Below are 24,225 nucleotides of genomic sequence, written 5' to 3' on the forward strand. Positions count from 1 at the left end.
CGCGGCTGCCCGGAAGGCTCCCGCACACGCTCCCTCCTCCTGTGCCCCTGAGCCCCCGCCTGCTCCTCATCCGCGGGAGCCTGACGATGATCGGCGTCATCGCGGCCGGGTTCCTGCTGAACCTGCTGATCCTCAGCCATCTCCAATACGCCGTCTCCCAACAGCAGTTGCGGGCGACCTACACCGACCAACTGGCCGCCGGCACCGCCCCGGTCAGCGAGGGAAACTTCGAGGACGTCCTGCTGCAGGACGGCGAGCCCGTCGCCCGCATCGAGATCCCCGCCATCGGTGTGGACGCCATCGTGGTGGAGGGAACCTCGTCGGGCACGCTCACCGCGGGGCCCGGCCATCGCCGCGACACGGGGCTTCCGGGGCAGGCCGGCGCCAGCGTCCTGATGGGGCGAGCTGCCGCCTACGGAGGACCGTTCAGCCGGATCCAGGAACTGGCGCCCGGAGAGACCATCAGCGTGGTCACCGGACAGGGCGAGCACATCTACGAGGTCATCGGCGTCCGCTACGCGGGAGATCCCTCGCCGGCACCGCTCACCGCGGGCGAAGGACGCCTCGTCCTCGAGACCGCGCGGGGGTTCCCCTACATGCCGAACGGCGTGGTGCGGGTCGACGCGCAACTCGTGTCCACGACGCAGCCGGCGGGACTGCGCGAGACCACGCGACGCACCCTCGCGCCCGAGGACAAGGAACTGGCCGGCGACACGACCTCCGTGTGGGCGTTGGTCTTCGCCCTGCAGTTCCTGGTGATCGCCGAGATCGCCGGCGTGTACTCGCTGCGCACCTTCGGCGCCGCGAAGGCCTGGGTCGTCTTCGTGCCCGTGCTGGTCCTCAGCGGACTGCTCGTGGCCGATCAGGTGACACGACTGCTGCCCAATCTCATGTGACCTTGACGCGTCCGAGGCCCCGGACATCGACATGACAGGAGGAACGATGGCCATCATCGTCCAGCCGCAAGACCCCACAGAGGTCCTGCACACCGCCCGCAGGCCGGCACCTGAGGCCGCTCCCCCACTGGCCGGTCTCGAAGCCCGCAGCATCTCCGCCTGGTTCGGGGATCACAAGGTTCTCGACAGGGTGTCGCTGACCATGCCGGCCGGCGTCGTCACCTCGCTCATCGGGCCGTCGGGGTGCGGCAAGTCGACCTTCCTGCGGATCCTCAACCGGATGCACGAGCTCGTGCCGTCCGCCTCGCTGGCGGGTGAGGTGCTGCTCGACGGCGACGACATCTACGACCGCAGCCACCGGCTGGTCGACGCCCGCAAGAAGATCGGCATGGTGTTCCAGAAACCGAATCCGTTCCCGGCCATGTCGATCTACGACAACGTGGTCGCGGGACTCAGGCTCACCGGGGTCAGGCCCGCCCGCCAGGAGAAGGACGAACTGGTGGAGTCCTGCCTGATACGCGCCGGTCTGTGGTCCGAGGTCAAGAACAGGCTCCGCGAGCCCGGCGGCGGCCTGTCGGGCGGCCAGCAGCAACGCCTCTGCATCGCGCGGTCCCTCGCCGTCAGGCCACGGATCCTGCTGATGGACGAACCCTGCTCGGCGCTGGACCCGACCTCGACCAGGGTGATCGAGGAGACGATGCTGGAGCTGCGTCACGAGGTGACCATCGTCATCGTGACCCACAACATGCAGCAGGCGCAGCGGGTGTCCCAGCAGTGCGCCTTCTTCCTGGCCTCCCAGGGCACGCCGGGGATCATCGTCGAGCACGGCGACACGGCGGCGATGTTCGACTCCCCTCAGGACCAGCGCACCTACGACTACGTCACCGGCCGGTTCGGATGACCGGCGCGATCCGGGCCGCGTCTCCGGCCGCGGCGCCCGGCACCCCCACACCGTCCCCGGCGGAGGACACCGGTCCGGGGCGGCGCTACGCCGACGCCGATCCGGCAGGTCCCACCGGCGGCCGGGTCGCCCGTCGCGGACGGGCGTGGGGACACGTCCTGTCGGGTCTCGCGGTCCTCGCGACCTGCGCCGCGGTCGCGGTCGTCGTCCTCGCCGTCAGCGGTGCCCGCGCCGCCGACGGCGAGACGGGCACCGTCGAGGCCGCGCCGGTGGCGGCCGGGACGCAGCGAGCCGGGCCCGCCCCGACGAGCGCCGCGAGCCGCTCGGCGGGCTCGCCCGTCCGGCGCGTCGACCCGACGTGGGCGCGACGCACCGCCGACGCGACAGGCATCCCCCGGCGCGCGCTGCTCGCGTACGCGGCCGCCGATCTGACCATCACCGCCGAGCAACCCTCCTGCGGCCTCTCGTGGAACACGCTGGCGGCGATCGGCGAGGTCGAGTCGTCCCACGCGCGCGAGGGCGGCGCGACCCTGCTGGAGTCCGGCACGACCGACACGCCGATTCTCGGCCCCGTCCTCGACGGGCAGGGGTTCGCCGCGATCAGGGACACCGACGACGGGGTCTGGGACGGCCACACCACCTGGGACAGGGCCGTCGGGCCCATGCAGTTCATCCCGTCCACGTGGCGGCAGTGGGCGGCGGACGGAAACGGCGACGGCACGGCGGACCCCAACTCGATCGACGACGCCGGTCTCGCCGCCGCGCGCTACCTGTGCGCGTCGGGGCCGGTGACGAGCCCCGCGGGCTGGAGGGCCGCCGTGTACTCCTACAACCACTCCGACGCGTACGTCGACAAGGTCGCGGCGATCGCCAACCGCTACGCGGCGCTGACGCCCCGATGACGCCGGGACCGCCGCCGCACCCCTCTCGGGACGAGGCGGACGCGGTCCGGCAGCCGATGGGCGAGCTGTTCGGCGGCCGTTATGTGATCGGCGGACTGCTGGGAGTCGGCGGCTCGGCGGCCGTGTACGAGGCCGAGGACGCGCAGGCCTCACCTGCCGAGGACGATCGGGTGGCCGTGAAGGTGCTGCACCCTCAGTTGTGCGCCCGGGTCGAGACCAGGGAGGCGTTCCTCCGCGAGGCCCGGCTCGCGCAGGGGCTGCGCCACCCCAACGTCGTCGCGGTACGCGGCTCCGGCGTGTACGACGCGGGCGGCGTGACCCTCGCCTGGATCGCCCTCGAACTCGTCACCGGTCCGACACTCGCGGAATGGGTCGGGAAGGCCGGACCGGCGCCGCCGGCCGTCGCGGTGGGCGTGATGGACGGCGTCCTGGCGGGATTGGCCGCAGCCCACGCGCATGGCCTGGTGCACCGGGACGTGTCGCCCCGCAACGTCCTGCTGGCGGGGTCATCCGCCGTTCTGCCCCGGGGACGCGCGTCTCCCGGCCGTGCGAAGCTGGTGGACTTCGGGCTGGCCGACGCCGCCGGGCGGACCACCGTCGGCGGTGACGTGCTGTTGACCCACGACGGCGGCGGGGACACCGTGGTGGGAAGCGCGCAGTACATGTCCCCCGAGCAGGCCCGCGGCAGGCCGGTCTCGGCGTCCGGCGACCTCTACCAGGCGGGCGCCCTGTTGTACTTCCTGCTGACAGGACAGCCGCCCTATCCGCGCGGCACCGCCGACCAGGTGCTGCAGGCGCACCTGTCGGCACCGCCTCCCGTGCCGTCGGTGGTCGTTCCCGCCGCGCATCCCCTGGACCGGGTGGTCACGACAGCGATGGCGAAGGATCCCTCCCGCCGGTTCCGCGACGCCGACGAGTTCCGCCACGCCCTCCACCACGCGCTGGAGGCGGCGACGGGGACGCCCCGGACGCGCGTCCTGCCGCTCGGGACCGGCGCGCCCACCGAGGCGGTCGCGAGCATCCCCGGACCGGGCCACCAACCCTCCGCGGCCGCGCCCGTCGTCTCCGATGTCTCGCCGGCCGTGCCTCCGGCTGCAGCGACGAGTTCCCCGTTGAGCTATCTCGGCCCGCCGGTCGAGCCTCGGTCCGCAGCGGAGCCGCTCGCGTCGGAGTGGGGGGACGATCGCAGTTCCGGAGGGTTGGTCGCGGCCGGGGTCGTCGTCGTCACCGGGCTGGCGGTCTGGGCCGTCGTGGCCGCGTTCGCGAGCCCGGCGCCGAGCGTGCTCCCCACCGCGCCTGCTCCGCGGACCGCGAGCCTGTCGCCTGCCGCGGCACCGTCCCCCTCGGCGTCGCGGACGTCCGCCCCGTCGCCGTCACAGACCCCGACGGTGCGCACTGTGGCAGTTCCCTCCCTCGCAGGCTCGCTCGCCGAGGCAGAGGCGGCACTGCGGCGGGCGGGTCTGACGCTCGGCGCGGTGTCCCGTGTCCAGTCCGCGAGTGCGGAGGGGCAGGTGCTGGGCCAGTCGCCGGACGCCGGCGAACCGGCCGCGCCGGGAAGCACGGTGGACGTCGTGGTGGCGAGCGGCTTCAATGCGGTCCCCAGCGTCGCCGGGCTCACGCTCGCGGCCGCGACCGCGGTCGTCGAATCGGCCGGGCTCACCGCCGTCCCCGATTCCCCGGACGCCGCCGCCGCGCGAACCGTCACCGGATCGCTGCCCGCGGCCGGCGTCGTCGTGCGCCTCGGCACGCGCGTCGCCCTGCTGGTCGCACCGGAGGCGACGACGCCGAGCCCGGACGCGACATCCGGCGGATCGCCGCCGTCCTCGGCGCCGCCGCCGAGCGGCCCGTGACCTCGCGCCGAACGCTCCGAAACCGCCGGATTCGCGCCGAATTCCGGCAGAACCGGAGCACTCGACGCGAACGGACGGCGGAAGGGGAGCGTTCGGCGCAGGCCGGAGCGGTCAGGACAGCCGCGTCAGGATCAGCTCGCGCACCTTCGCCGCGTCGGCTTTGCCGCCCATCGTCCGCATCACCGCGCCGATCAACGCCCCGGCTGCCTGCACCTTGCCGGCGCGGATCTTGTCGGCCACGTCGGGATTCGCCTCGATCGCGGCGTCCACGGCCACGCCCAGCGCACCGTCGTCCGACACGACCGCGAGGCCCCGCGCCGCCACCACGGCCGCCGGATCGCCCTCCCCTGCCAGGACGCCGTCGATGACCTGCCGGGCGAGCTTGTCGTTGACCGTCCCGGCGTCGACCAGCGCCTGCACGGCCGCGACCTGGGCGGGCGTGATCGGCAGGCCGTCCAGATCCGTACCCGTCTCGTTGGCCCGCCGTGCCAACTCGGCCACCCACCACTTGCGGGCCGCCGCGGGCGGGGCACCCGCCACGACGGTGGCGAGCACGAGGTCGAGCGCGCCCGCACCCTGGACGTCCCTCATCTCCGCCTCGGTGAAGCCCCACTCGGTGGTGAGGCGCCGGCGCCGCTCGGCCGGTGGCTCGGGCAGGGTCGCCCGCAACTCGGCGACCCATTCCCGGCTGGGCGCCACCGGGACGAGGTCGGGCTCCGGGAAGTAGCGGTAGTCCTCGGCCTGTTCCTTGCTCCGGCCCGACGTCGTGTACCCGCCGGCCTCGTTCCAGTGCCGCGTCTCCTGCGTGACCCGGCCCCCGGCGGCCAGGACGGCTCCCTGACGGCGGATCTCGTACCGCAGCGCCCGCTCGATCGACCGCAGCGAGTTCAGGTTCTTCGTCTCCGTCCGCGTGCCGAGAGTGTCCGACCCCTTCGGCATGAGCGACACGTTCGCGTCGCACCGCAGCGAGCCCTGTTCCATCCGGACGTCCGAGACACCCAGGGCCCGGACCATGTCCCGCAGATCGGCCACGTACTCGCGGGCCACCTCGGGGGCACGGTCGCCGGTGCCGAACACGGGCTTGGTGACGATCTCGATGAGGGGCACCCCGGCCCGGTTGTAGTCGAGCAGCGAGTACTCCGCGCCCTCGATGCGGCCGGTCGCCCCGCCCACATGGACGAGCTTCCCGGCATCCTCCTCCATGTGCGCCCGTTCGATCGGGACCTCGTAGACGACTCCCCCGGTCTCCACGCTCACATGCCCCTCGTAGGCGATCGGCTCGTCGTACTGGGACGTCTGGAAGTCCTTCGTCATGTCGGGGTAGAAGTAGTTCTTCCGCGCGAACCGGCACCAGGACGCGATCTCGCAGTTGAGTGCGAGCCCGATGCGGATCGCCGACTCGACCGCCTTCCCGTTGAGCACCGGCAGCGTGCCCGGCAGGCCGAGGCACACCGGGCAGGTCTGCGTGTTGGGCGCCGCACCGAAGGCGGTCGCGCAGCCGCAGAACATCTTGGACGCGGTGTTCAACTCGACGTGGACCTCCAGCCCGAGGACCGGGTCGAACCGTTCGAGGACCTCGGCGAAGTCCATCAGCTCGTCCATCACAGGACCCCTTCCCGGGAGACGCCCAAGTAGTCGCCCGCCGTGCTGTCCGCAAGCTGGTCGATCACCGTCCCGCCCCAGATCGCCGACAGTTCCCGCTCCAGCGCCGCGCCGACCCGGTACACGCGGTCGTCGGCCATGGCCGGAGCCATCACCTGCAGGCCGACCGGCAGGCCGTCCTCGGGGGCCAGGCCGCACGGGAACGATCCCGAGGCGTTGCCCGCCAGGTTGCTCGGGATCGTGCACAGGTCGTTCTTGTACATGGCCATCGGGTCGTCGATTCGCTCACCGATCCGGAACGCGGTCGTGGGCGTCGTCGGGGACACGAGGACGTCCGCCTCGGCGAACGCCCGCTCGAAGTCCTGCCTGATGAGGGTGCGCACCTTCTGCGCCGACCCGTAGTACGCGTCGTAGTACCCGCTGGACAGAGCGTAGGTGCCGATGATGATCCGCCGCTTCACCTCTTCGCCGAACCCGGCCCCGCGCGAGGCCGACATCACCTCCTCGGCGCTGTGCGTCCCGTCGTCCCCGATCCTGAGCCCGTACCGCATGGCGTCGAACCGGGCCAGGTTGGAGCTGCACTCGGCGGGCAGGATGAGGTAATAGGCCGCGAGCGCATAGGCGAAGTGCGGACACGACACCTCGACGAGCTCGGCACCGGCCTTCTGCAGCAGCACCAGCGCCTCGTTGAAGCGCACCTCCACGCCGTCCTGGTAGCCCTCGCCGCCGAGTTCGGAGACGACGCCGATCCGCATTCCCGACACGTCACCGGATCGAGCCGCCGCCACCACGGGCGGCACCGGGGCCGGGATGGAGGTCGAGTCTCGCGGGTCGTGCCCCGCGACCGCCTCGTGGAGCAGCGCCGCGTCGAGCACGGTGCGGGCGCACGGACCGCCCTGGTCGAGGCTGGAGGCCAGCGCCACCAGCCCGAAGCGGGACACCCCTCCGTACGTCGGCTTGACTCCGACCGTCCCGGTGACCGCCGCGGGCTGCCGGATCGACCCGCCCGTGTCGGTCCCCATGGCCAGCGGCGCCATGAAGGACGCCACCGCGGCGGCCGACCCTCCGCCGGAGCCGCCGGGGATGCGGTCGAGATCCCACGGGTTGTGGGTGGGCCCGAACGCCGAGTTCTCGGTCGACGAGCCCATGGCGAACTCGTCCATATTGGTCTTGCCGAGGATGATCAGGCCGGCGTCGGCGAGGCGTCGTGTCACGGTCGCGTCGTACGGCGGCACCCAGTTCTCCAGGGTGCGCGACCCGCAGGTCGTCGGCAGCCCCCGGTAGGCGAAGACGTCCTTCAGCGCGAGCGGGACGCCCGCCAGAGGACCGAGCGCCTCGCCGGCCGCGCGGGCCGCGTCGATGTGCCGGGCCCGGTCGAGCGCGCGTCCGGCGTCGAGGCTGAGGAACGCGTGGACGTCCTCGTCGATCCGCGTGATCTGGTCCAGGTGTGCGGTGACGACCTCGACGGAACTGACATTGCCGGCAGCCAGCTCGCTGCTCAGTTCCGCAGCGGTGGCGCGCAGGATGTCGGCGCTCACTGCTCCTCCTCCAGGATGCGCGGCACGCGGAACCGGTCCTCCTCGGCGGCCGGTGCCATCGCCAGCGCATCGGCGACCGGCAGGGAGGCGACGACCTCGTCGGAGCGGAAGACGTTGGTCAGCGGCAGCGGATGGGACGTCGGCGTGACGTCGGCTGTCGCGACCTCGGACACCAGCCGGTTCGACGCGATGATGACGTCCAACTGCGGGGCGAGTTTGGTCAGTTCCTCGACCGTCAGGTCGATTCGCGCCAGGCGCGCCAGCCGCGCGACGTCGTCGGGGGTCAGGGTCACGTTCCCTCCTCAGGATTGCCACACCGCTGGCCATCCTATTGGGCCCGCCGCCGACACGCCTCCCGGTGGGCCGTCCTGGCTCGTGGAACTGACATGCGGACGTAACAGCCGATGAGAAATGATGAGGTGTGTTCCTGCTACGAGTCGCCATCCCCGATCGCCCCGGCTCCCTCGGTGCCGTGGCGACGGCTCTCGGCACCATCTTCGCCGACATCTCTGCCGTGGAGATCGTCGAGAAGCACGACGACCTGGTGGTCGACGACTTCATGATCGAGGTTCCGCCGGGGACGCCGCCCGACATGCTCGTGACCGCCTGCTCGGCGCTGCCGGGCGTCCGGGTGCTGTGGGTCTCCCACTATCCCGAGCACTGGGGGCTGCATTCCGACATCGAGGTCGTCGAGGCCATGAGCGAGGCGCCCGCCGAGGCGCACGAGATCCTCACCGACACGACGCCGGCCACCTTCCGCTGCCATTGGGCGCTGCTCATCGACCGCGACACGAGGCATGTTGCCCGGGCCACCGATGTCGCCCCCGTGCTGGACGGCGACCACGGCGACGTGTTCGGGGATCTGGTGACGGCCCGCATCGACATCCTGCCCGACGGATGGCTGGACGGGTGGAGCGAGACGGAGATCGCGCTCGCGCCACTGCGCGAGAGGTACACGATCGTCGCCGCCCGCCGGGGCGGCCCGCCGTTCATGGTCTCCGAACTCGCCCGGCTGCGTCATCTGGCCACCATCGCCTGAGGGCGAGCCGGGACCGCGGGTCCGGCGGACCGGGCGCCCACGCGACCTCGCGCGATCGACCCGGTGTCAGCCTTTCAGCGCCATGAAGAACTGGTAGCCGACAAAGATCACGACGGCCGCCATGATGACGAAGCCGATCGGGACGAGCACCCGCATCAGCTTCTTCATAAAGGTGGAGGGCACACGCTCGGGCCCCCACTCGCGGTTGCGCCGCCGAAACGTCTTCGCCTTGGCGCGCTCGGGGACGCCCCCGTCCAGGTTGAGGCCGGAATACAGTCCGTCGAGCTTGCTCATCGCGGACGATTCTACTCGGTGCGCGCTGTCGCCGACGCTGCGTCGGGGCCGTCGGACAGCAGGACGGCGAATCCGTCCGCGTCCAGGATCGGCACTCCCAGCGCGACCGCCTTGGCGTGCTTCGAGCCGGGGTTGTCGCCGACCACGACGAAGGACGTCCGCCGCGAGACGCTGCCGGCCACCTTCCCGCCATGAGCAGTGACCGCGTCGGCGGCGCCCTCGCGCGTGTACCCGGGAAGGGTGCCGGTGATGACGATCGACAGCCCGGTGAGGTCGGCGCCCGCGACGGCCGGCGAGGCGGGACGGCTCTCGTCGGCCATGACGCAGCCGCGGGACCGCCATTTCGCGACGATGTCGCGGTGCCAGTCGACGGAGAACCATTCCACGATCGACGCGGCGAGCACGGGCCCGATCCCCTCCACCGCCGAGAGCTCCTCCTCGGACGCCGCCGCGAGGGCGTCGATGCTCCCGAACGCCGCGGCGACGTCAGGGGCGACGCCTTTGCCGATATGGCGAATGGACAGCGCGACGAGGAACTTCGCGAACGGCCGGGTCTTGGCGGTCTCGAGGTTGGCGAGCAGTTTGGCGCCGTTGGCCGACAGCGTGCCGTCCTTCTTGCGGAAGAACTCGGAGGCGAGCAGGCTCTCGGCGGTGAGCTCGAAGATGTCGCCCTCGTCGGTGATGAGCCCGGCTGCGAGCAGCGCGTCGGCGGCCTGCCAGCCGAGCACCTCGATGTCGAGGGCGTCCCGCGAGGCCAGGTGGAAGATCCGCTCCCGCAACTGGGCGGGGCACGACCGGTTGTTGGGGCACCGGATGTCGGCGTCCCCCTCTTTCTCGGGCCGCAGTTCGGCGCCACAGGCCGGGCAGCGGTCCGGCATGACGAAGGCGCGTTCGGTGCCGTCGCGCAGGTCCACGACCGGGGCCAGCACCTCGGGGATGACGTCACCGGCCTTCCGCAGCACGACGGTGTCGCCGATCAGCACGCCCTTGCGGACGACCTCGGACGCGTTGTGCAGGGTCGCCAGCTCGACCGTCGAGCCCGCGACGGTCACCGGCTCCATCACCGCATACGGCGTGACGCGACCGGTGCGGCCGACGTTGACGCGGATGTCGAGGAGCTTGGTCGTGACCTCTTCGGGCGGGTACTTGAACGCGATGGCCCATCTCGGTGCCCGGGAGGTCGACCCGAGCTCGCGCTGCCGCGCCCGGTCGTTCACCTTCACCACGGCACCGTCGATGTCGTGGGGGAAGTCGTGCCGCTGCCTGCTGATGCGCTCGATGTAGGCCCACGCTCCCGCGAGATCGGGGACGACGGCGATGGCCGTCGACACGGGGAACCCCCATGACGCCAGGAGCTCGTATCCGTCGGACTGACGGGCGACGTCGAGACCTGTGAACCCGTGGCACAGGAAGGCGAGCGGGCGCGTCGCGGTGACGCGCGGATCCTTCTGCCGCAGGGAGCCGGCGGCCGCGTTGCGCGGGTTGGCGAACGGCGCCCTCCCGGCCGCGACGAGCCCCTCGTTCAGCTCGGCGAAGGCGGCGGTGGGCAGGTACACCTCGCCGCGCACCTCGACCTCGGCGGGGGCGCCGTCGCCGAGCCGTGCCGGGATCCCGGCGATGGTGCGGACGTTCGCCGTGACGTCCTCACCGGTGGTGCCGTCGCCGCGGGTCGCGGCGCCGACGAAGCGGCCGCGGCGGTAGGTGAGGTTCAGCGCCAGCCCGTCGATCTTCGGCTCGCACACCAGCTCGCCCTCCCCGACCCGGGTCGCCCAGCGCTCCAGCTCCGCCTCGCTGAAGGCGTTGTCGAGGCTCTCCATGCGCGTCGTGTGCCGCACCGCCGCGAACGTGGTCGAGACGGCGCCCCCGACCTGCTGCGTCGGAGAGTCGGGGGTGCGCAGGTCCGGATACTGCTTCTCCAGCAGTTCCAGTTCACGCAGCAGGGCGTCGAACTCGCCGTCGGAGACGGTCGGCGCGTCCATGACGTAGTACCGCCACCGATGCTCGGCGACCTCGGCGGCCAGCTCGGCGTGACGATGACGGGCAGCAGCAGACGAATCGGTCACGCGCACACGCTACCGGGTGTCGCCGACGGACCGGCGTGGCGCGTACGGCTCAGCCGGCGAGGCGTTCCTCCATGTGCTTGGCAACCTCGCGGAGCGTCCGCCAGACCTGCCGCACGTCGGCGGGGCGCCACGACGCGAGACCGCACGCGGGGGTGACCCCCAGACGCTCCCCCGCCTCCGGTCCGGCCCCGAGCTCGCGCAGCACCGACCAGGCGCGCGCGACCGCCGTGGGGACATCGGTGGCGGCGTCGCCGACCACGCCGAGCAGCATCTCGCGCCCGGCGTCGACGGCGGCGGCCAGGTCGTCGAGGTCACTGCTCGTCAGCGTGGAGACGTCCACCGACACGCCCGTGAGACCCGTTGCCTGCAGCAGCGGCCAGATCGGCAGTCCGGGCGCGCAGGAGTGCACGACCGTGGCCACGGCGTCCTCCCCGCCCGACCACGTGGCCAGGACGCCGAACGCCTCGGATCGGTCGACGGCCCGCACCCGGAAGAAGCCCCCCGGGGTCGGGATCCCCCCGGCGAGCACGGCCGGAAGCGACGGCTCGTCGAGCTGCAGTCGCGGCTCGACGCCGGGCAGGCGCCGGGCCACCTCGCGCAACAGGTCGGCCGTGCCCTGCCGCAGCGACGCCGCCACGTCGCGACGTGCGCCCGAGTCGGCCAGTGCCCGCCCGCCGCGCGGAAGGTCGAGGGAGGCGATCAGTGTCCACGGCCCCGCCACGGGGATGCGCAACGGACCGGCATAGTCGGGGACCGATTCCGCGAGCATGTCCAGGTCGTCGCGCAGGAGCGCGCGGGCGCGACGCAGGTCGGGACCGGGCGTGGCGGAGAGCTGCCAGCCCGACGTGGTGAGCTCGGCGTCGAGCCCGCTGAGGACGGCGGCTCCGCGCGCGATCATCGTCGCGTGCGGTCCGCGGGCCGGCAGTTCGGGGAGGTACGGGACGGGCACGTCCTCGAAGGTCATCGCGACGGCACCCGGGTAGTCGGTGCCGGGCAGCGAGCCCAATCCGGTCACGGCGACCATCAGGCGGGCACCGCCATCGCGTCCGTCGCGGCGATCGTCGCGCTCCCGACCACGCGCGTCCCGGAGTAGAACACGGCCCCTTGTCCGGGCGCGACCCCGACGAGCGGCTCGTCGAGCACGACCTCGGCCCCGGCACCGATCTCGATCGTCGCGCCGACGGGAGCCCCGTGGGCGCGCACCTGCACCGCGCCCCTCCACGGTCCGTCTCGCCGCGGCCCGGCCCAGGTGGGCCGGATGCAGGACAGCCGCGACACGCGGAGATGATCGTGCGGGCCGACCGTGACGGTGTTCGTCACCGGTGAGATGTCCAGGACGTAGCGCGGGCGGCCGTCGTCGGCCGGGCGGCCCAGCCGCAGCCCGCGGCGCTGACCGACGGTGAACTGGTGCGCGCCGTCGTGCTCGCCCACGACCGTGCCGTCCTCGTCGAGGATCGGGCCCTGCGTGGAACCCAGGTGCGAGCGGAGATAGCCGGCCGTGTCCCCGTCGGGGATGAAGCAGATGTCGTGGGAGTCGGGCTTGCGAGCCACGCCGAGCCCGCGAGCCTCCGCCTCGGCGCGGACGTCCGTCTTCAGGTCGCCGCCCAGCGGGAAGAGGGATCGCGCGACCTGTCCGGCGGTGAGGACGCCGAGCACGTACGACTGGTCCTTCGAGTCGTCGGCCGCCCGGTGGAGCTCCACACCGGCGGGGCCGTCCTCCAGGCGCGCGTAGTGACCTGTCGCGATCGCGTCGAAGCCCAGGGCGACGCCGCGGTCGAGAACGGCGGCGAACTTGATGCGCTCGTTGCAGCGCAGGCAGGGGTTGGGCGTCCGGCCCGCCCGGTACTCGGCCACGAAGTCGTCGACCACCTCGGCGGCGAACCGGTCGGAGAAGTCCCACACGTAGAAGGGGATGCCGAGCCGGTCGGCGGCTCTCCGCGCGTCGTGGGAGTCCTCCAGGGAGCAGCATCCCCGCGCGCCGCTGCGGAACGTCCGGGGGTTGCGCGACAGCGCGAGATGGACGCCGGTCACGTCATGACCGGCGTCGACCATCCGGGCGGCGGCGACAGCGGAATCGACCCCGCCCGACATCGCTGCCAGGACTCGCACCCCGACATTGTAGGTGCTGCGGCGGGAGCGGGGTGGTTCGTCAGGCCGCGTCGCGCGCGCGCTCCACGAGGGTGGGGAGGGCGCGCAGCAGAGCGGTGACATCGTCGGGCGCCGTGGTCCATCCGAGCGAGAATCGCAGCGTCGCGCTCGCGTCGGCCCGCGAGCGTCCCATCGCCAGCAGGACGTCGCTCGGTTGCACGACGCCGGCGTGGCAGGCCGATCCCGTCGAGCAGTCGAACCCCTCCCGGTCGAGCAGGAACTGCAGGTCGGATGCCCGCAGGCCGGTGAAGGTGACGCTGCAGACGCCGGGGCTGACCGGGTCGGTGCCGTTCACGCGCGTTCCCGGCACCGAGGTGAGGATGCCCGACGCCAGGGCCGTGCGCAGCGCCGTCAGCCGGGCGCTCTCGGCGTCGAGCCCGCGCACCGCGTGCGCGACCGCCGCGGCGAACGCGGCGGCCAGCGGCGCAGACAGCGTGCCCGAGCGGAGGCTGCGCTCCTGGCCGCCGCCGAACGACGAGGGGGCTGGCGCGATGTCCCGCGAGACGAGGAGGGCGCCGATGCCCACCGGTCCGCCGACCTTGTGGGCCGCGACGGTCAGCATGTCGAGCCCGCTGGCGGCGAACGACACCGGGACGTGCCCCACGGCCTGGGCGGCGTCGCTGTGCGACCAGGCCCCCACTGCCGCCGCGGCGGACGCGATCGCGCCGATCGGCTGCACGGTTCCGACCTCGTTGTTGACCCATTGCACCGTCACGAGAGCGGTGTCGGGCCCGGCGGTGGCGGCCACGGCCGCCGGATCGACGTGCCCGCCCGGTGTCACCGGCAGGATGTCCGTCGCCGCGGCATCGCCGCGCACATGCTCGAAGGCCCGCGCCACGGCGGGGTGTTCGATCGCCGAGGTCAGGATGCGCGGGCGTCCCTCTCGTCCCGCGGCGCCGAGGACGGCCAGGTTGTCCGCCTCGGTCCCGCCCGCGGTGAACACGACCTCCATCGGGTGGGCGTCCAGCGCGTCGGCCAGCAGCTCACGGGCCTCGTCGACCACTGCCCGTGCACGCCGTCCGGCCGTGTGGACCGCGTGCGGATTCCCCACGAGATCGAGGGTGTCGAGGAGCGCCGCCCGGGCGGCCGGGAGCAGCGGCGTCGTCGCGGCATGGTCCAGGTAGACCCGTCGGGTCGGTCGCGCGTTGTCCCCCATATGCACACAGCCTAGTCGTGAGCGATTCGGCTACCCTTGATCAGGAATCGCGCGAACGGGAGAGCTTCTGGTGCGGGGATCTGGGCACCTGACAGGCGACCGATGAGCAGGCAAAGCGCCGGGCTGCTGGAAGAGTTCCGGCAGTCCTGGAGGACCACGCTCATCGTCGCGGTCGTGTCATGCCTGCTCGGCGCCACGACCGGGTTCGGCTACGTGCAACTGCGCTTCATCGGCGTGACCGGCAGCCCCACCGAGACGGTGCAGCGCTATCTGCTCGCCATCGCCCAGAACGACTCGGTGCGCGCCCTGCAGGAGGTCGCGCACCGACCCGCCGACACCTCCCTGCTGACCGACGAGGCGCTACGTTCCGCCCACCTGGACAACCCCATGTCGGGCATCGCGGTGACGCAGACCCGCAGCCCCCGGGTCCCCGTCAGCTTCCTGCTCGGCACGACCCGCGTCGAGACGGTCATCACCGTGACGGCTGTCGAGGGTGTGTTCCTCGTCGATCAGGGATTGGCCACGGCCGATCTGACGCAGGCCCGGTCGCTGGGCGTCGGCATCCAGGCCGGCGGGCGCGGGGTGACGGCCGACGCCGTCCCGGTGTTCCCGGGGATCTATCCCGTGACGACCGGCGACAGCCGGCTCGCGCTGAAGCCCGGCGGATACGTGAAGGCGGTCGATGTCGGGGGGACGGCGGCGCCGCCGGCGCAGGAGCTCGCCCTGACGGATTCGGGTCTGACCTCCATCCGCGGCGCCGCGCAGGCCCAGATCGCGGCCTGCGCCGAGGTTTCGAACCCCGCGCCGGCCGGATGCCCGTTCAGCGCCGACGACTCGACCACGTACCGCTCCGGAACCGCGACGTGGGTGAGCCTCTCGGATCCGAGCGTCTCGGCCGAGGTGGTCGCGGAGGCGAGTGCCGACATCACGGTCAGTGGCCGGATGCGGTTCACCGCTGTCGTGGCCGCCACCGGGAAGAACCACTCCGAGCAGGTGTCGTTCACGTCGCCCGGGAAGGTCGACCTGCGGAATCGTGACTGGCGGATCACCTGGGAGTAGTGTCCCGGGATCGCTGTCAGATACCTCTATAGTTGTTACCCACTCAGGCCATCAGGAGAGAACAACACATGTCGCCAGTTCCGCAGCCCCCGTCGCTGGGGGCGCGGCTCCGCGGTGGGGGCGCCGAATTCGCGGTGTGGGCCCCGCGCGCAGAATCCGTAGACCTCGTGCTGGTCACGGCCGATCTCTCGCAGCGCAGCTTTCCGCTGACCGCCGGGGACGGCGGCGTCTGGCACGCGTTCGTCCCGGGGGTCGCCGCCGGCCAGCTCTACGGTTACCGGGTCGGCGGGTCCTGGGATCCTGGCGCCGGCGCACGCTTCAATCCCCGCAAGCTCCTTCTCGATCCCTACGCCCGCGCGATCTTCGGCGGCGTCGACTACAGCGGCCCGCTGAGCGACCACAGCCCCGCGTCGGAGAACAGCCCCGACGACCAGGACTCGTTCGGGTACGTCCCGCTCTCGGTCGTCGTCGCCGACACTCCCCCGCCACGGCCGTTGAGGCGGCGCAGACCGCTGGACGAGTGGGTGATCTACGAGACCCACCTGCGCGGGTACACCCGGGCCCACCCTGCCGTCCCCGAGCATCTGCGCGGCACGTTCGCCGGCCTGGCGTACCCGGCCGTCATCGAGTCCCTGGTGGACCTCGGCGTCAACGCGGTGGAACTGCTGCCCGTCCAACACTTCTGTTCCGAGCCGTTCGTCCACGGCCGGGGCATGAGCAACTACTGGGGATACAACACCCTCGGTTTCTTCGCCCCGCATGCGCACTACGCGGCCGGTGGGACCGCGGGCCAGCAGGTCGCGGAGTTCAAGCACATGGTGAGCGCACTGCACGACGCGGGCGTCGCGGTGATCCTCGACGTCGTCTACAACCACACCGCCGAGGGCGCCGGTGACGGTCCGACGCTGAGCTTCCGCGGTATCGACCAGGGCGCGTACTACCGTCTCAGCCACGACAACCAGCAGGACTACGACGTCACCGGATGCGGCAACGCGGTCAACACCGCCAGTTCGGGAGTGCTGCGGCTGGTTCTGGACTCGCTGCGCTACTGGGTCACCGAGATGGGCGTGGACGGCTTCCGCTTCGACCTCGCGACGACGCTCATTCGCGACGGATCCCACCACGTCGACCAGAACCACGCGTTCAAGCAGGCGATCGCCGAGGACCCGGTCCTCCAGGGGATCGCCATGATCGCCGAGCCGTGGGATCTCGGTCCGTACGGGTACCAGGTGGGCGCGTGGGGCGACCGCTGGGCCGAGTGGAACGACCACTACCGCGGCTACGTCCGCGACTTCTGGCGCGGCGCCACTCACGGCGTCCAGGAACTCGCCACCCGGTTGTCGGGGTCGGCCGACATCTACGACCACGGCCGTCCGATCACGGCATCGGTGAACTTCATCACCGCCCACGACGGGTTCACTCTGCGCGACGTCGTCACCTACGACCTCAAGCACAACGAGGCGAACGGGGAGCGCAACCGCGACGGCACCGACGACAACCGGTCGTGGAACCACGGCTATGAGGGCGAGACGACCGACCGCGCCGTCAACGCGGCCCGCCGCCGTACCGCCCGCAACATGCTCGCGACGCTGTTGCTGTCCTGGGGGACGCCGATGATGCTCGCCGGCGACGAGCGTGGCCGCACCCAGCGGGGCAACAACAACGCCTACTGTCAGGACAACGCGATCTCGTGGCTGGACTGGTCGGAGGACCAGGAGTGGGCCGACACCCGGAAGCTCGTGCGCACCATCACCCGGCTGCGGGCGAAGCATCCGGTGCTGCGCCCCGCCGAATACCGTCACGGGGACGAGGTGCTCGACGCCGCGGGTGCGGGTCTGGGCCGCAAGGACATCGCCTGGTTCCGCCCGTCCGGCGAGCAGATGCGCGTCGAGGACTGGCACAACGGGGCGCTGCGCACACTCGGCATGTACGTGTCGGATGTGAACGACGCGTTCCTCATGTACTTCCACGGCGACGCCGACCCGATCGAGGTGACGCTCCCGGGCCGCCCCTGGAGCACCGCCTACACCGTCTCGGCCCACACGGGGAACTCGGGCGAGATCCTTCGTCGCGGGCTGGTTCCCGACTCGACGTTCTCCATTCCGGGTCGCACCGTCGTCGTCCTGAAGGCGACCGTGGCCCGCCGGCGGCGGCGCGAGCAGCACGTCGCGCCCAGCCACAACCTGGAACTGTCGTAATGCTCCGTTCTCGTCTTGAGCGTCTCTCCATTGTCCGCGAACGTCGCCGTCGCCCCCTCCACCGACGGCGCCGGCAACGTCACACCCCAACCAGAACGGGCCCCGTCCTTGGGGGCAGGCGCCACTAGCTGTGGCGAACCTCCAGCGACGGCGAATCGAATCAGCGGATCGTCACCAAACCGAGACCACCCACGAGGGGCGCATGACCGTCTCCTAGCCCTCCCGGGCGAGATCGGCGGCCCCGATGATGCCCGCCGGGTTACCGAGGACCGACAGCCGGACCTTCGGCGGCCGCGGGCGCAACGCCCGCGGGCTGAGGTGACGCAGGAACGAGTCCTTCGCGGGTTTCAGCAGCAGCTTGCCCGCCTCGCTCACCCCGCCCGCCAGGACGAACACCTCCGGGTCCAGCACGGCGGCCAGAGACGCCATGCCCGCGCCCAGATGCTCCCCGAGATCGGCGAAGCAGCCGAGCGCCGCCGCGTCGCCCTCCTGCGCGGCGACCGTCACATGCTGCCCCGTCAGCGCGGCCGGGTCTCCCCCCGCCAGATGCAGAAGCCGCCGGGCCCGGTCGGGGGACGTCTGCACGAACTCGCGCGCGTCGCGCACCAGCGCGGATCCGCTCGCGTACTGCTCCCAGCAGCCGCGCTGCCCGCAGCCGCACAGGTGCCCGCCCGGCACGAGACGGAGGTGCCCGATCTCCCCCGCCATGCCCGTGCCGCCGCGGAGCAGCCGCCCGTCGAAGATGATGCCGCCACCGATCCCCGTGCCGACCGTCACGACGACGACGGACCGCGCACCGTGGCCCGCACCGAACCGCGCCTCGGCCCACGCCGCCGCGTTCGCGTCGTTCTCGATGCGCACCGGGATCCCGACAACCCCCTCCACCCGCTCGCGCAACGGTTCGTCGCGCCAGGCCAGGTTGGGGGCGAACACGACGGTCGTCCGCGCCGCGTCGACGAACCCCGCGGCGCCGATTCCCACCGCGCCCACCTCGGCGTCGCTCTCGTCCCGGAGGGTCTGGATCGCCTCCACGATCACCTCGGCCGTGCGGGTCGGGTTCCCCGCCGGCGTCGGGCGGCGGACCGCCCGCACGATCGTGCCCTCCTCGTCCACCACGCCGGCCGCGATCTTCGTCCCGCCGACGTCCACCCCGATGGCGTGCATGCCGTTCCCCTTTGTCCCGTTGGCGCCGCTGCGTCGCGTGCAGCCTCATCATGCCCGCCGCGCAGTCCGTCCGCAGGCAGCGACGCGGCTCCGCCGCAGCGGTTCCGCGGCCGCGACGCCTTCGCTAGGTTATGAGCGTGAGTGACCCGCAGCCGGCCGAGAAGCCCGTCCGTTCGACCGCCCCCACCGCCCCGCCGGGATTCGGCCGCATCCCGGTCACCAGGGTGCGGCCGGTGCTGGAGGAGGGTGCCTACCCGGCCAAGGCCGTCGTGGGCGAACTCGTCCCCTTCCACGCCCGCGTGTTCCGCGAGGGCCACGACGCGGTGAACGCGACGGTGGTGCTCACCAGCCCGAGCGGTACGACCACCCGCATCGACATGGCGCCGATCGAGCCCCGCGGGCTCGACCCGTGGATCGCCTGGGCGCGGATCGACGAGGAAGGGCTGTGGACCTTCCACATCGAGGCGTGGTCCGATCCCTGGGGCACCTGGCTGCACAACGCGTCCGTCAAGCTGCCCGCCGAGATGGACGTCCCGCTCGTGTGCCTCGAGGGCCGCGCGCTGCTGGAGGAGGGCGCCCGCACCGCCGAATCCTCCGGGGAGCCGGTCACGGCGTCCATCCTGCGCTCCACCGCCGCGCTGCTCATCCCCGAACGCCCCGGCGCCGACCTCGCCGAGGTCGCACGGCAGACGGGCGTGGCCAAGGCCATGGAGGTCTTCGGCCCGCGCGAACTCGTCACGCCCACACGCAGCTACGAGATCTGGGCCGATCGGAAGCGCGCCCTGTTCTCCTCCTGGTACGAGTTCTTCCCGCGCTCGCAGGGCGCCTACCGGGACGCCGCCGGGCATTGGGTCTCGGGCACGTTCGACACCTGCCACGACCGCCTCGACGAGGTCGCGGAGCTGGGCTTCGACGTCGTGTACTTCCCGCCGATCCACCCCATCGGCTCGTCGTTCCGCAAAGGGCGCAACAACACCCTGGCCGCGTCGGCGGAGGACCCCGGCTCACCATGGGCGATCGGGTCCGCCGACGGCGGGCACGACGCGATCCATCCCGACCTGGGCGACTGGGACTCCTTCGACCGGCTCGTCGCACACGCTCACGACCTGGGGCTGGAGATCGCACTCGACCTGGCACTGCAGGCGTCCCCCGACCACCCCTGGGTCGCCGAATGCCCGCAGTTCTTCACCACGCGTCTGGACGGCACCATCGCCTACGCCGAGAACCCGCCGAAGAAGTACCAGGACATCTACCCCCTCAACTTCGACAACGACCCCGACGGCATCTTCGAGGAGGTGCTGCGGATCATCCGGCTGTGGGTGTCCCACGGGGTCACGATCTTCCGGGTCGACAACCCGCACACCAAGCCCGTGACGTTCTGGCAACGGCTCATCGCCGAACTGCGCCGGACCGACCCCGACGTGCTGCTCCTCGCCGAAGCCTTCACCCGCCCCGAGATGATGCACGCCCTCGGCAAGGTCGGCTTCCACCAGAGCTACACCTACTTCACGTGGCGCAACACGCGCACCGAGCTCGAGGAGTACCTCACCGAGGTCAGCAGCGAGACCGACGCGTTCTTCCGCCCGAACTTCTTCGTCAACACGCCCGACATCAACCCGGCCTTCCTGCAGTCGGGAACGCCGGCCGCATTCGCCATCCGAGCGATCCTCGCCGCCACGATGTCTCCGAGCTGGGGCGTCTACTCCGGGTTCGAGCTGTTCGAGCACGTCCCCCTGCGGCCCGGCGGCGAGGAGTACCTCGACTCCGAGAAGTACGAGTACCGCCCCCGCCACTACAACGCCGAACCGAACCTCAACCTGTTGCTGTCCACACTCAACCGGATCCGCCGCCGGCATCCGGCCCTGCAACAGCTCCGCCGGGTCGAACTCCTGCCCAACCCGCATTCCGAGGTCATCTCCTTCGTCAAGACCGACGGCGACGACCGCGTCATCGTGATCTGCTCGCTCAACCCGTACGGCACCGTCGAGACCCAGGTCGACCTCCCGCCCGACATCCTCGGAGTCCCCACCGAACGGGTGCGGGTGCTGGACGAGCTGACCGGCGCGGCGTTCACGTGGTCGGAGCAGAACTTCGTCCGCCTGACTCCGGGCCAGCCCGCCCACATCCTGCACGTCCTGTAGGCGCACGATGCCACAGCACTGGTGGAACTTCGTGACCCAGGCACGATGGTTCACGGGACGCGGCCGCAACGGTCGCATCTCCGACGTTCACCGGCTCCCCTGGTACACCCGACCGGGGGTCTGGCCCGCGATCCGCTCCGAGGTCGCGGTCGTGAGCTACCCCGAGGGCGACAGCGAGTACTACCACCTGCTCGTCGGCTATCTCGACGACACCGACCCCGGACGCGACATCGCGCAGCATCCCGGCCTGCTGCGGCTGCTGTGGCAGGCGTGGCACGTGGACGGACCGGGCACCCTGACCCCCTACTGGGACACCGACCTGCCCGCGGACCTGCCCGCCGCCCCGTTCACCGGGGAGCAGTCCAACTCGAGCGTCCGCTTCGGCGACACGGTGATGGTCAAGTTCTTCCGGCGGTTGCAGGGCAACGCCGAGGTGAGCCTGCTGCGTACCCTCGCGGCGAACGACTCCGGGCGCGTACCGCGACTCCACGGCTCGGTGTCCTGCGTCGTCCCCGAACTGGGCCCCACGGACCTCGCGATGATCGTGGAGAACGTCCCGGCCGCTCGCGACGGCTGGGACGCCGCCCGCGCCTGTGCGGCGGAGGGGACGTCCTTCGCCCCCGCGGCACGGCAGCTCGGCACCGACCTGCGGTCCCTCCACGCCCAGCTCGCCACGGCCTTCCCGACCTCGTCCGTCGCAGGTGCCGACCTGGTCGGCGAGCTGGCGGAATCGGCCACCCGGCTGGCGGCGGACACCGAGCCCGCCGCAGCGGCCGCCCGGCTCGTCCGCGCCGCGAGCGAACGGACCTGGCCTGCGATCGCCGTCCAGCGCATCCACGCCGACCTCCACCTCGGCCAGTGCCTGGAGAGCCCCCGCGGCTGGGTCTTCGTCGATTTCGAGGGTGAACCCCTGCGCGGCGAGGATGATCGCCGTGTCGAAGACTCGGTGTGGCGCGACATCGCGGGAATGCTGCGATCATTTGACTACGCGTCCCACGCTGGACCGGCAGGCGACGCCAAGGCGTGGATCGGGGAATGCAGGGACGCATTCCTGGAGGGCTACCGAGGATCGTCCCGGCTCACCGAACTGGGTCAGTTGTACGAGCTGGAGAAGGTCATCTATGAAGTGGCCTACGAGAGGAAGTACCGTCCGGAGTGGGCGTCGATCCCGCTCGGGGCGGTCGTCGACATCGCGGTGGACGTGGCGGCGTGGGTCGCCCCGGGACAGGAGTGGAAATGGCACACGATCTAGCTGGGGGGCTCACCGGCTGGGACCTCGAGGGATTCCACAACGGTGGCGACACGGAGTGCTGGCGACGACTCGGGGCGCACCGGGTGACCGTGTGGGACGACGACCGGGGCAGCATCTCCGGCACACGCTTCGCCGTCTGGGCACCGAACGCCCGCCAGGTCCGCGTGAACGCCGACTTCAACTGGTGGACGGGCGATCAGATGGAGCTCATCGCAGGCTCGGGCGTCTGGGGCCTGTTCGTCGAGGGCGTGGGTGACGGCGCCCTGTACAAGTTCTCGATCCAGGACCAGAACGGAGAGTGGCACGAGAAGGTCGACCCGATGGCGTTCTTCGCCGAGCAGGCGCCGTCCAACGCGTCCATCGTGTACACGAGCCGGTACGCGTGGGGCGACGACGACTGGATGCGGCGCCGCGCCGAGGCCACGCCCCACGCCTCACCGATGTCGGTCTACGAGGTCCATCTCGGCTCGTGGAAGCGGGGGAAGACCTACCTCGAGCTCGCCGAGGAGCTGGTCGAGTACGTGACCTACATGGGCTACACCCACGTCGAGCTCCTGCCCGTCACCGAGCATCCGTTCGAGCCGTCCTGGGGCTACCAGGTCACCAACTACTTCGCCCCGCAGAGCCGCCTCGGCCGTCCCGATGAGTTCCGTCACCTCGTCGACCGGCTCCATCAGGCCGGCATCGGCGTCATCCTCGACTGGGTCCCCGGGCATTTCCCGAAGGACGACTGGGCGCTGGGCCGCTTCGACGGCACCGCCCTCTACGAGCACGCCGACCCCCGTCAGGGCGAGCACAAGGACTGGGGCACCTACATCTTCAACTACGGCCGCAACGAGGTGAAGTCCTTCCTCGTGTCCAACGCCCTCTACTGGGTGACCGAGTTCCACATCGACGCGCTCCGGGTCGACGCCGTGGCCTCCATGCTCTACCTCGACTACAGCCGCGAGGAGGGAGAGTGGGTGCCCAACGTGTACGGCGGTCGCGAGAACCTCGAGGCCATCGACTTCCTCCGGTACGTCAACCGCCACCTGTACGCGCGGGTCCCGGGCGTCGTCATGATCGCCGAGGAGTCGACGTCCTTCGCCGGTGTCACCAAGCCCGTGGACGCGGGCGGGCTCGGCTTCGGGTTCAAATGGAACATGGGGTGGATGAACGACTCGCTGCGCTACATCGAGCACGAGCCGATCCACCGCCAGTATCACCACAACCTGATGACGTTCGCGATGGTCTACGCCTACAGCGAGAACTTCATCCTCCCGATCAGCCACGACGAGGTCGTCCACGGCAAGGGATCGATGATCAACAAGGTGCCGCAGGACGACTGGCGCAAGTTCGCGACGCTGCGGGCCTTCTACTCGTACATGTGGAGCTTCCCGGGCAAGAACCTGCTGTTCATGGGCTGCGACTTCGGCCAGCGGCGCGAGTTCACCGAGTCCGAGAGCCTGGAGTGGTGGGTGTGCGATCTGTGGGGGCACAACGGTCTCCAGAGCCTCGTCCGCGACCTCAACGAGATCTACCGCGCGCATCCCGCGCTCTGGAGTCTCGACTCCGATCCGGCCGGCTTCGAGTGGATCAACGCCGACGATGCGGGGCAGAACACGTTCTCGTTCGTGCGCAAGGACGCCTCCGGGCAGATGATCGCGTGTGTGTCGAACTTCTCGTCCGAGCCCTGGGAGAAGCTGCGTATCGGCCTGCCGAAGGCCGGTGTGTGGAGCGAGATCCTGAACACGGACTCGGCGCTGTACGACGGGTCGGGCGCGTTCGGCAACCTCGGCAGGATCGTCGCCGTCGCCGATCCGTACCTCGGCAAGCCGGCCAGTGCGACCGTCGTCGCTCCCCCGTTGTCGTCGGTGTGGTTCCGCTATGAGGGGCCGGCGTCCGACGAGGAACTGGCCGCGGCCGCTGCGGCGGCCGACGAAGCCGACGAGACGGTGGTTCCGTCTCCGGTGTCGCCCCTGGTGATCGAGCATCCCCGCCCGACGGGCGTGCTGGTCTGAGACGGTCAGCAGCATGCCGAGG

General features: G+C 71.3%; 19 protein-coding genes. 10 read left to right on the plus strand and 9 right to left on the minus strand.

Going from position 1 to position 24,225, the window contains the following annotated elements:
* The first annotated feature begins 41 nt into the window (after nt 1-41).
* Genes G555_RS0108625 through G555_RS0108640 form a run of 4 tightly spaced genes read left to right on the plus strand, consistent with a single transcriptional unit; the run spans nt 42 to nt 4,549 of the window.
* Nucleotides 42-896 (plus strand): sortase, encoded by an 855-nt coding sequence (locus G555_RS0108625; RefSeq protein WP_211223204.1) that lies wholly within the window; start codon nt 42-44, stop codon nt 894-896.
* 55 nt (nt 897-951) lie between these two features.
* On the plus strand, nt 952-1,797 hold the full coding sequence (locus G555_RS0108630) for a phosphate ABC transporter ATP-binding protein (protein ID WP_425413841.1): 846 nt from the start codon (nt 952-954) through the stop codon (nt 1,795-1,797).
* A complete protein-coding gene (locus tag G555_RS18790) occupies nt 1,794-2,699 on the plus strand; it encodes a lytic transglycosylase domain-containing protein (RefSeq protein WP_084634944.1) in 906 nt (301 codons plus the stop codon). The genes G555_RS0108630 and G555_RS18790 overlap by 4 nt, the downstream gene beginning before the upstream one ends.
* Nucleotides 2,696-4,549 carry a serine/threonine protein kinase gene (locus G555_RS0108640; protein ID WP_084634947.1) on the plus strand — a complete coding sequence of 618 codons (1,854 nt, stop codon included), beginning with the start codon at nt 2,696-2,698 and terminating at the stop codon, nt 4,547-4,549. The genes G555_RS18790 and G555_RS0108640 overlap by 4 nt, the downstream gene beginning before the upstream one ends.
* A 111-nt stretch (nt 4,550-4,660) precedes the next feature.
* Here the strand turns inward: G555_RS0108640 and gatB are convergent, their stop codons facing one another.
* The 3 genes from gatB to gatC are packed head-to-tail and all read right to left on the minus strand — an operon-like array spanning nt 4,661 to nt 7,982.
* Entirely contained in the window at nt 4,661-6,154 is a 1,494-nt protein-coding gene (gatB, locus tag G555_RS0108645; RefSeq protein WP_028708586.1) for an Asp-tRNA(Asn)/Glu-tRNA(Gln) amidotransferase subunit GatB, read from the minus strand.
* Complete coding sequence (gatA, locus tag G555_RS0108650) at nt 6,151-7,689, minus strand: Asp-tRNA(Asn)/Glu-tRNA(Gln) amidotransferase subunit GatA (RefSeq protein ID WP_028708587.1); 1,539 nt, start codon at nt 7,687-7,689, stop codon at nt 6,151-6,153. The genes gatB and gatA overlap by 4 nt, the downstream gene beginning before the upstream one ends.
* Nucleotides 7,686-7,982 carry an Asp-tRNA(Asn)/Glu-tRNA(Gln) amidotransferase subunit GatC gene (gene gatC / locus G555_RS22830; protein ID WP_028708588.1) on the minus strand — a complete coding sequence of 99 codons (297 nt, stop codon included), beginning with the start codon at nt 7,980-7,982 and terminating at the stop codon, nt 7,686-7,688. The genes gatA and gatC overlap by 4 nt, the downstream gene beginning before the upstream one ends.
* Nucleotides 7,983-8,110: 128 nt before the next feature.
* Between gatC and G555_RS0108660 the strand changes: the two genes are divergently transcribed.
* A complete protein-coding gene (locus tag G555_RS0108660; RefSeq protein WP_036921680.1) occupies nt 8,111-8,728 on the plus strand; it encodes an ACT domain-containing protein in 618 nt (205 codons plus the stop codon).
* Nucleotides 8,729-8,794: 66 nt separating this feature from the next.
* On the opposite strand, the gene G555_RS0108665 is transcribed toward G555_RS0108660, so the two are convergent.
* From G555_RS0108665 to G555_RS0108685, 5 genes are read right to left on the minus strand one after another with little or no spacing between them, the layout of a single operon-like run.
* Entirely contained in the window at nt 8,795-9,022 is a 228-nt protein-coding gene (locus G555_RS0108665) for a hypothetical protein (protein WP_028708590.1), read from the minus strand.
* 11 nt (nt 9,023-9,033) lie between these two features.
* Nucleotides 9,034-11,085 (minus strand): NAD-dependent DNA ligase LigA, encoded by a 2,052-nt coding sequence (gene ligA, locus G555_RS0108670; protein ID WP_028708591.1) that lies wholly within the window; start codon nt 11,083-11,085, stop codon nt 9,034-9,036.
* Nucleotides 11,086-11,134: 49 nt separating this feature from the next.
* On the minus strand, nt 11,135-12,109 hold the full coding sequence (locus G555_RS0108675; RefSeq protein WP_028708592.1) for a uroporphyrinogen decarboxylase/cobalamine-independent methonine synthase family protein: 975 nt from the start codon (nt 12,107-12,109) through the stop codon (nt 11,135-11,137).
* The gene (gene mnmA, locus G555_RS0108680; RefSeq protein WP_028708593.1) at nt 12,109-13,194 is read right to left on the minus strand and encodes a tRNA 2-thiouridine(34) synthase MnmA; all 1,086 of its coding nucleotides are present in this window, start codon (nt 13,192-13,194) and stop codon (nt 12,109-12,111) included. Before mnmA ends, G555_RS0108675 begins: the two co-directional genes overlap by 1 nt.
* Before the next feature lie 40 nt (nt 13,195-13,234).
* Nucleotides 13,235-14,389 carry a cysteine desulfurase family protein gene (locus tag G555_RS0108685; protein ID WP_028708594.1) on the minus strand — a complete coding sequence of 385 codons (1,155 nt, stop codon included), beginning with the start codon at nt 14,387-14,389 and terminating at the stop codon, nt 13,235-13,237.
* 102 nt (nt 14,390-14,491) lie between these two features.
* Here G555_RS0108685 and G555_RS0108690 point away from each other — a divergent pair, with 102 nt between their 5' ends.
* Together G555_RS0108690 and glgX are read left to right on the plus strand one after the other, a co-directional pair.
* On the plus strand, nt 14,492-15,448 hold the full coding sequence (locus G555_RS0108690; RefSeq protein WP_028708595.1) for a hypothetical protein: 957 nt from the start codon (nt 14,492-14,494) through the stop codon (nt 15,446-15,448).
* 68 nt (nt 15,449-15,516) lie between these two features.
* Nucleotides 15,517-17,646: a glycogen debranching protein GlgX gene (gene glgX, locus G555_RS18795; RefSeq protein ID WP_051208591.1), complete on the plus strand. Its 2,130-nt coding sequence runs from the start codon at nt 15,517-15,519 to the stop codon at nt 17,644-17,646.
* 213 nt (nt 17,647-17,859) lie between these two features.
* Here glgX and G555_RS0108700 read toward each other — a convergent pair whose 3' ends face one another.
* Complete coding sequence (locus G555_RS0108700) at nt 17,860-18,810, minus strand: ROK family glucokinase (RefSeq protein WP_028708596.1); 951 nt, start codon at nt 18,808-18,810, stop codon at nt 17,860-17,862.
* A gap of 131 nt (nt 18,811-18,941) precedes the next feature.
* On the opposite strand from G555_RS0108700, the gene G555_RS18800 reads away from it, so the two are divergent.
* Genes G555_RS18800 through glgB form a run of 3 tightly spaced genes read left to right on the plus strand, consistent with a single transcriptional unit; the run spans nt 18,942 to nt 24,203 of the window.
* Nucleotides 18,942-20,951, plus strand: a complete 2,010-nt coding sequence (locus G555_RS18800) for an alpha-1,4-glucan--maltose-1-phosphate maltosyltransferase (RefSeq protein WP_084634952.1) — start codon at nt 18,942-18,944, stop codon at nt 20,949-20,951.
* A gap of 7 nt (nt 20,952-20,958) precedes the next feature.
* Nucleotides 20,959-22,203, plus strand: a complete 1,245-nt coding sequence (locus tag G555_RS18805) for a hypothetical protein (protein WP_156887481.1) — start codon at nt 20,959-20,961, stop codon at nt 22,201-22,203.
* Nucleotides 22,188-24,203, plus strand: coding sequence for a 1,4-alpha-glucan branching protein GlgB (gene glgB / locus G555_RS18810; protein ID WP_084634954.1), 2,016 nt, complete (start codon nt 22,188-22,190; stop codon nt 24,201-24,203). Before G555_RS18805 ends, glgB begins: the two co-directional genes overlap by 16 nt.
* Nucleotides 24,204-24,225: the final 22 nt, after the last annotated feature.

Source organism: Propionicicella superfundia DSM 22317 (genome assembly GCF_000423465.1).
GTDB classification, from domain to species: Bacteria; Actinomycetota; Actinomycetes; order Propionibacteriales; family Propionibacteriaceae; genus Propionicicella; species Propionicicella superfundia.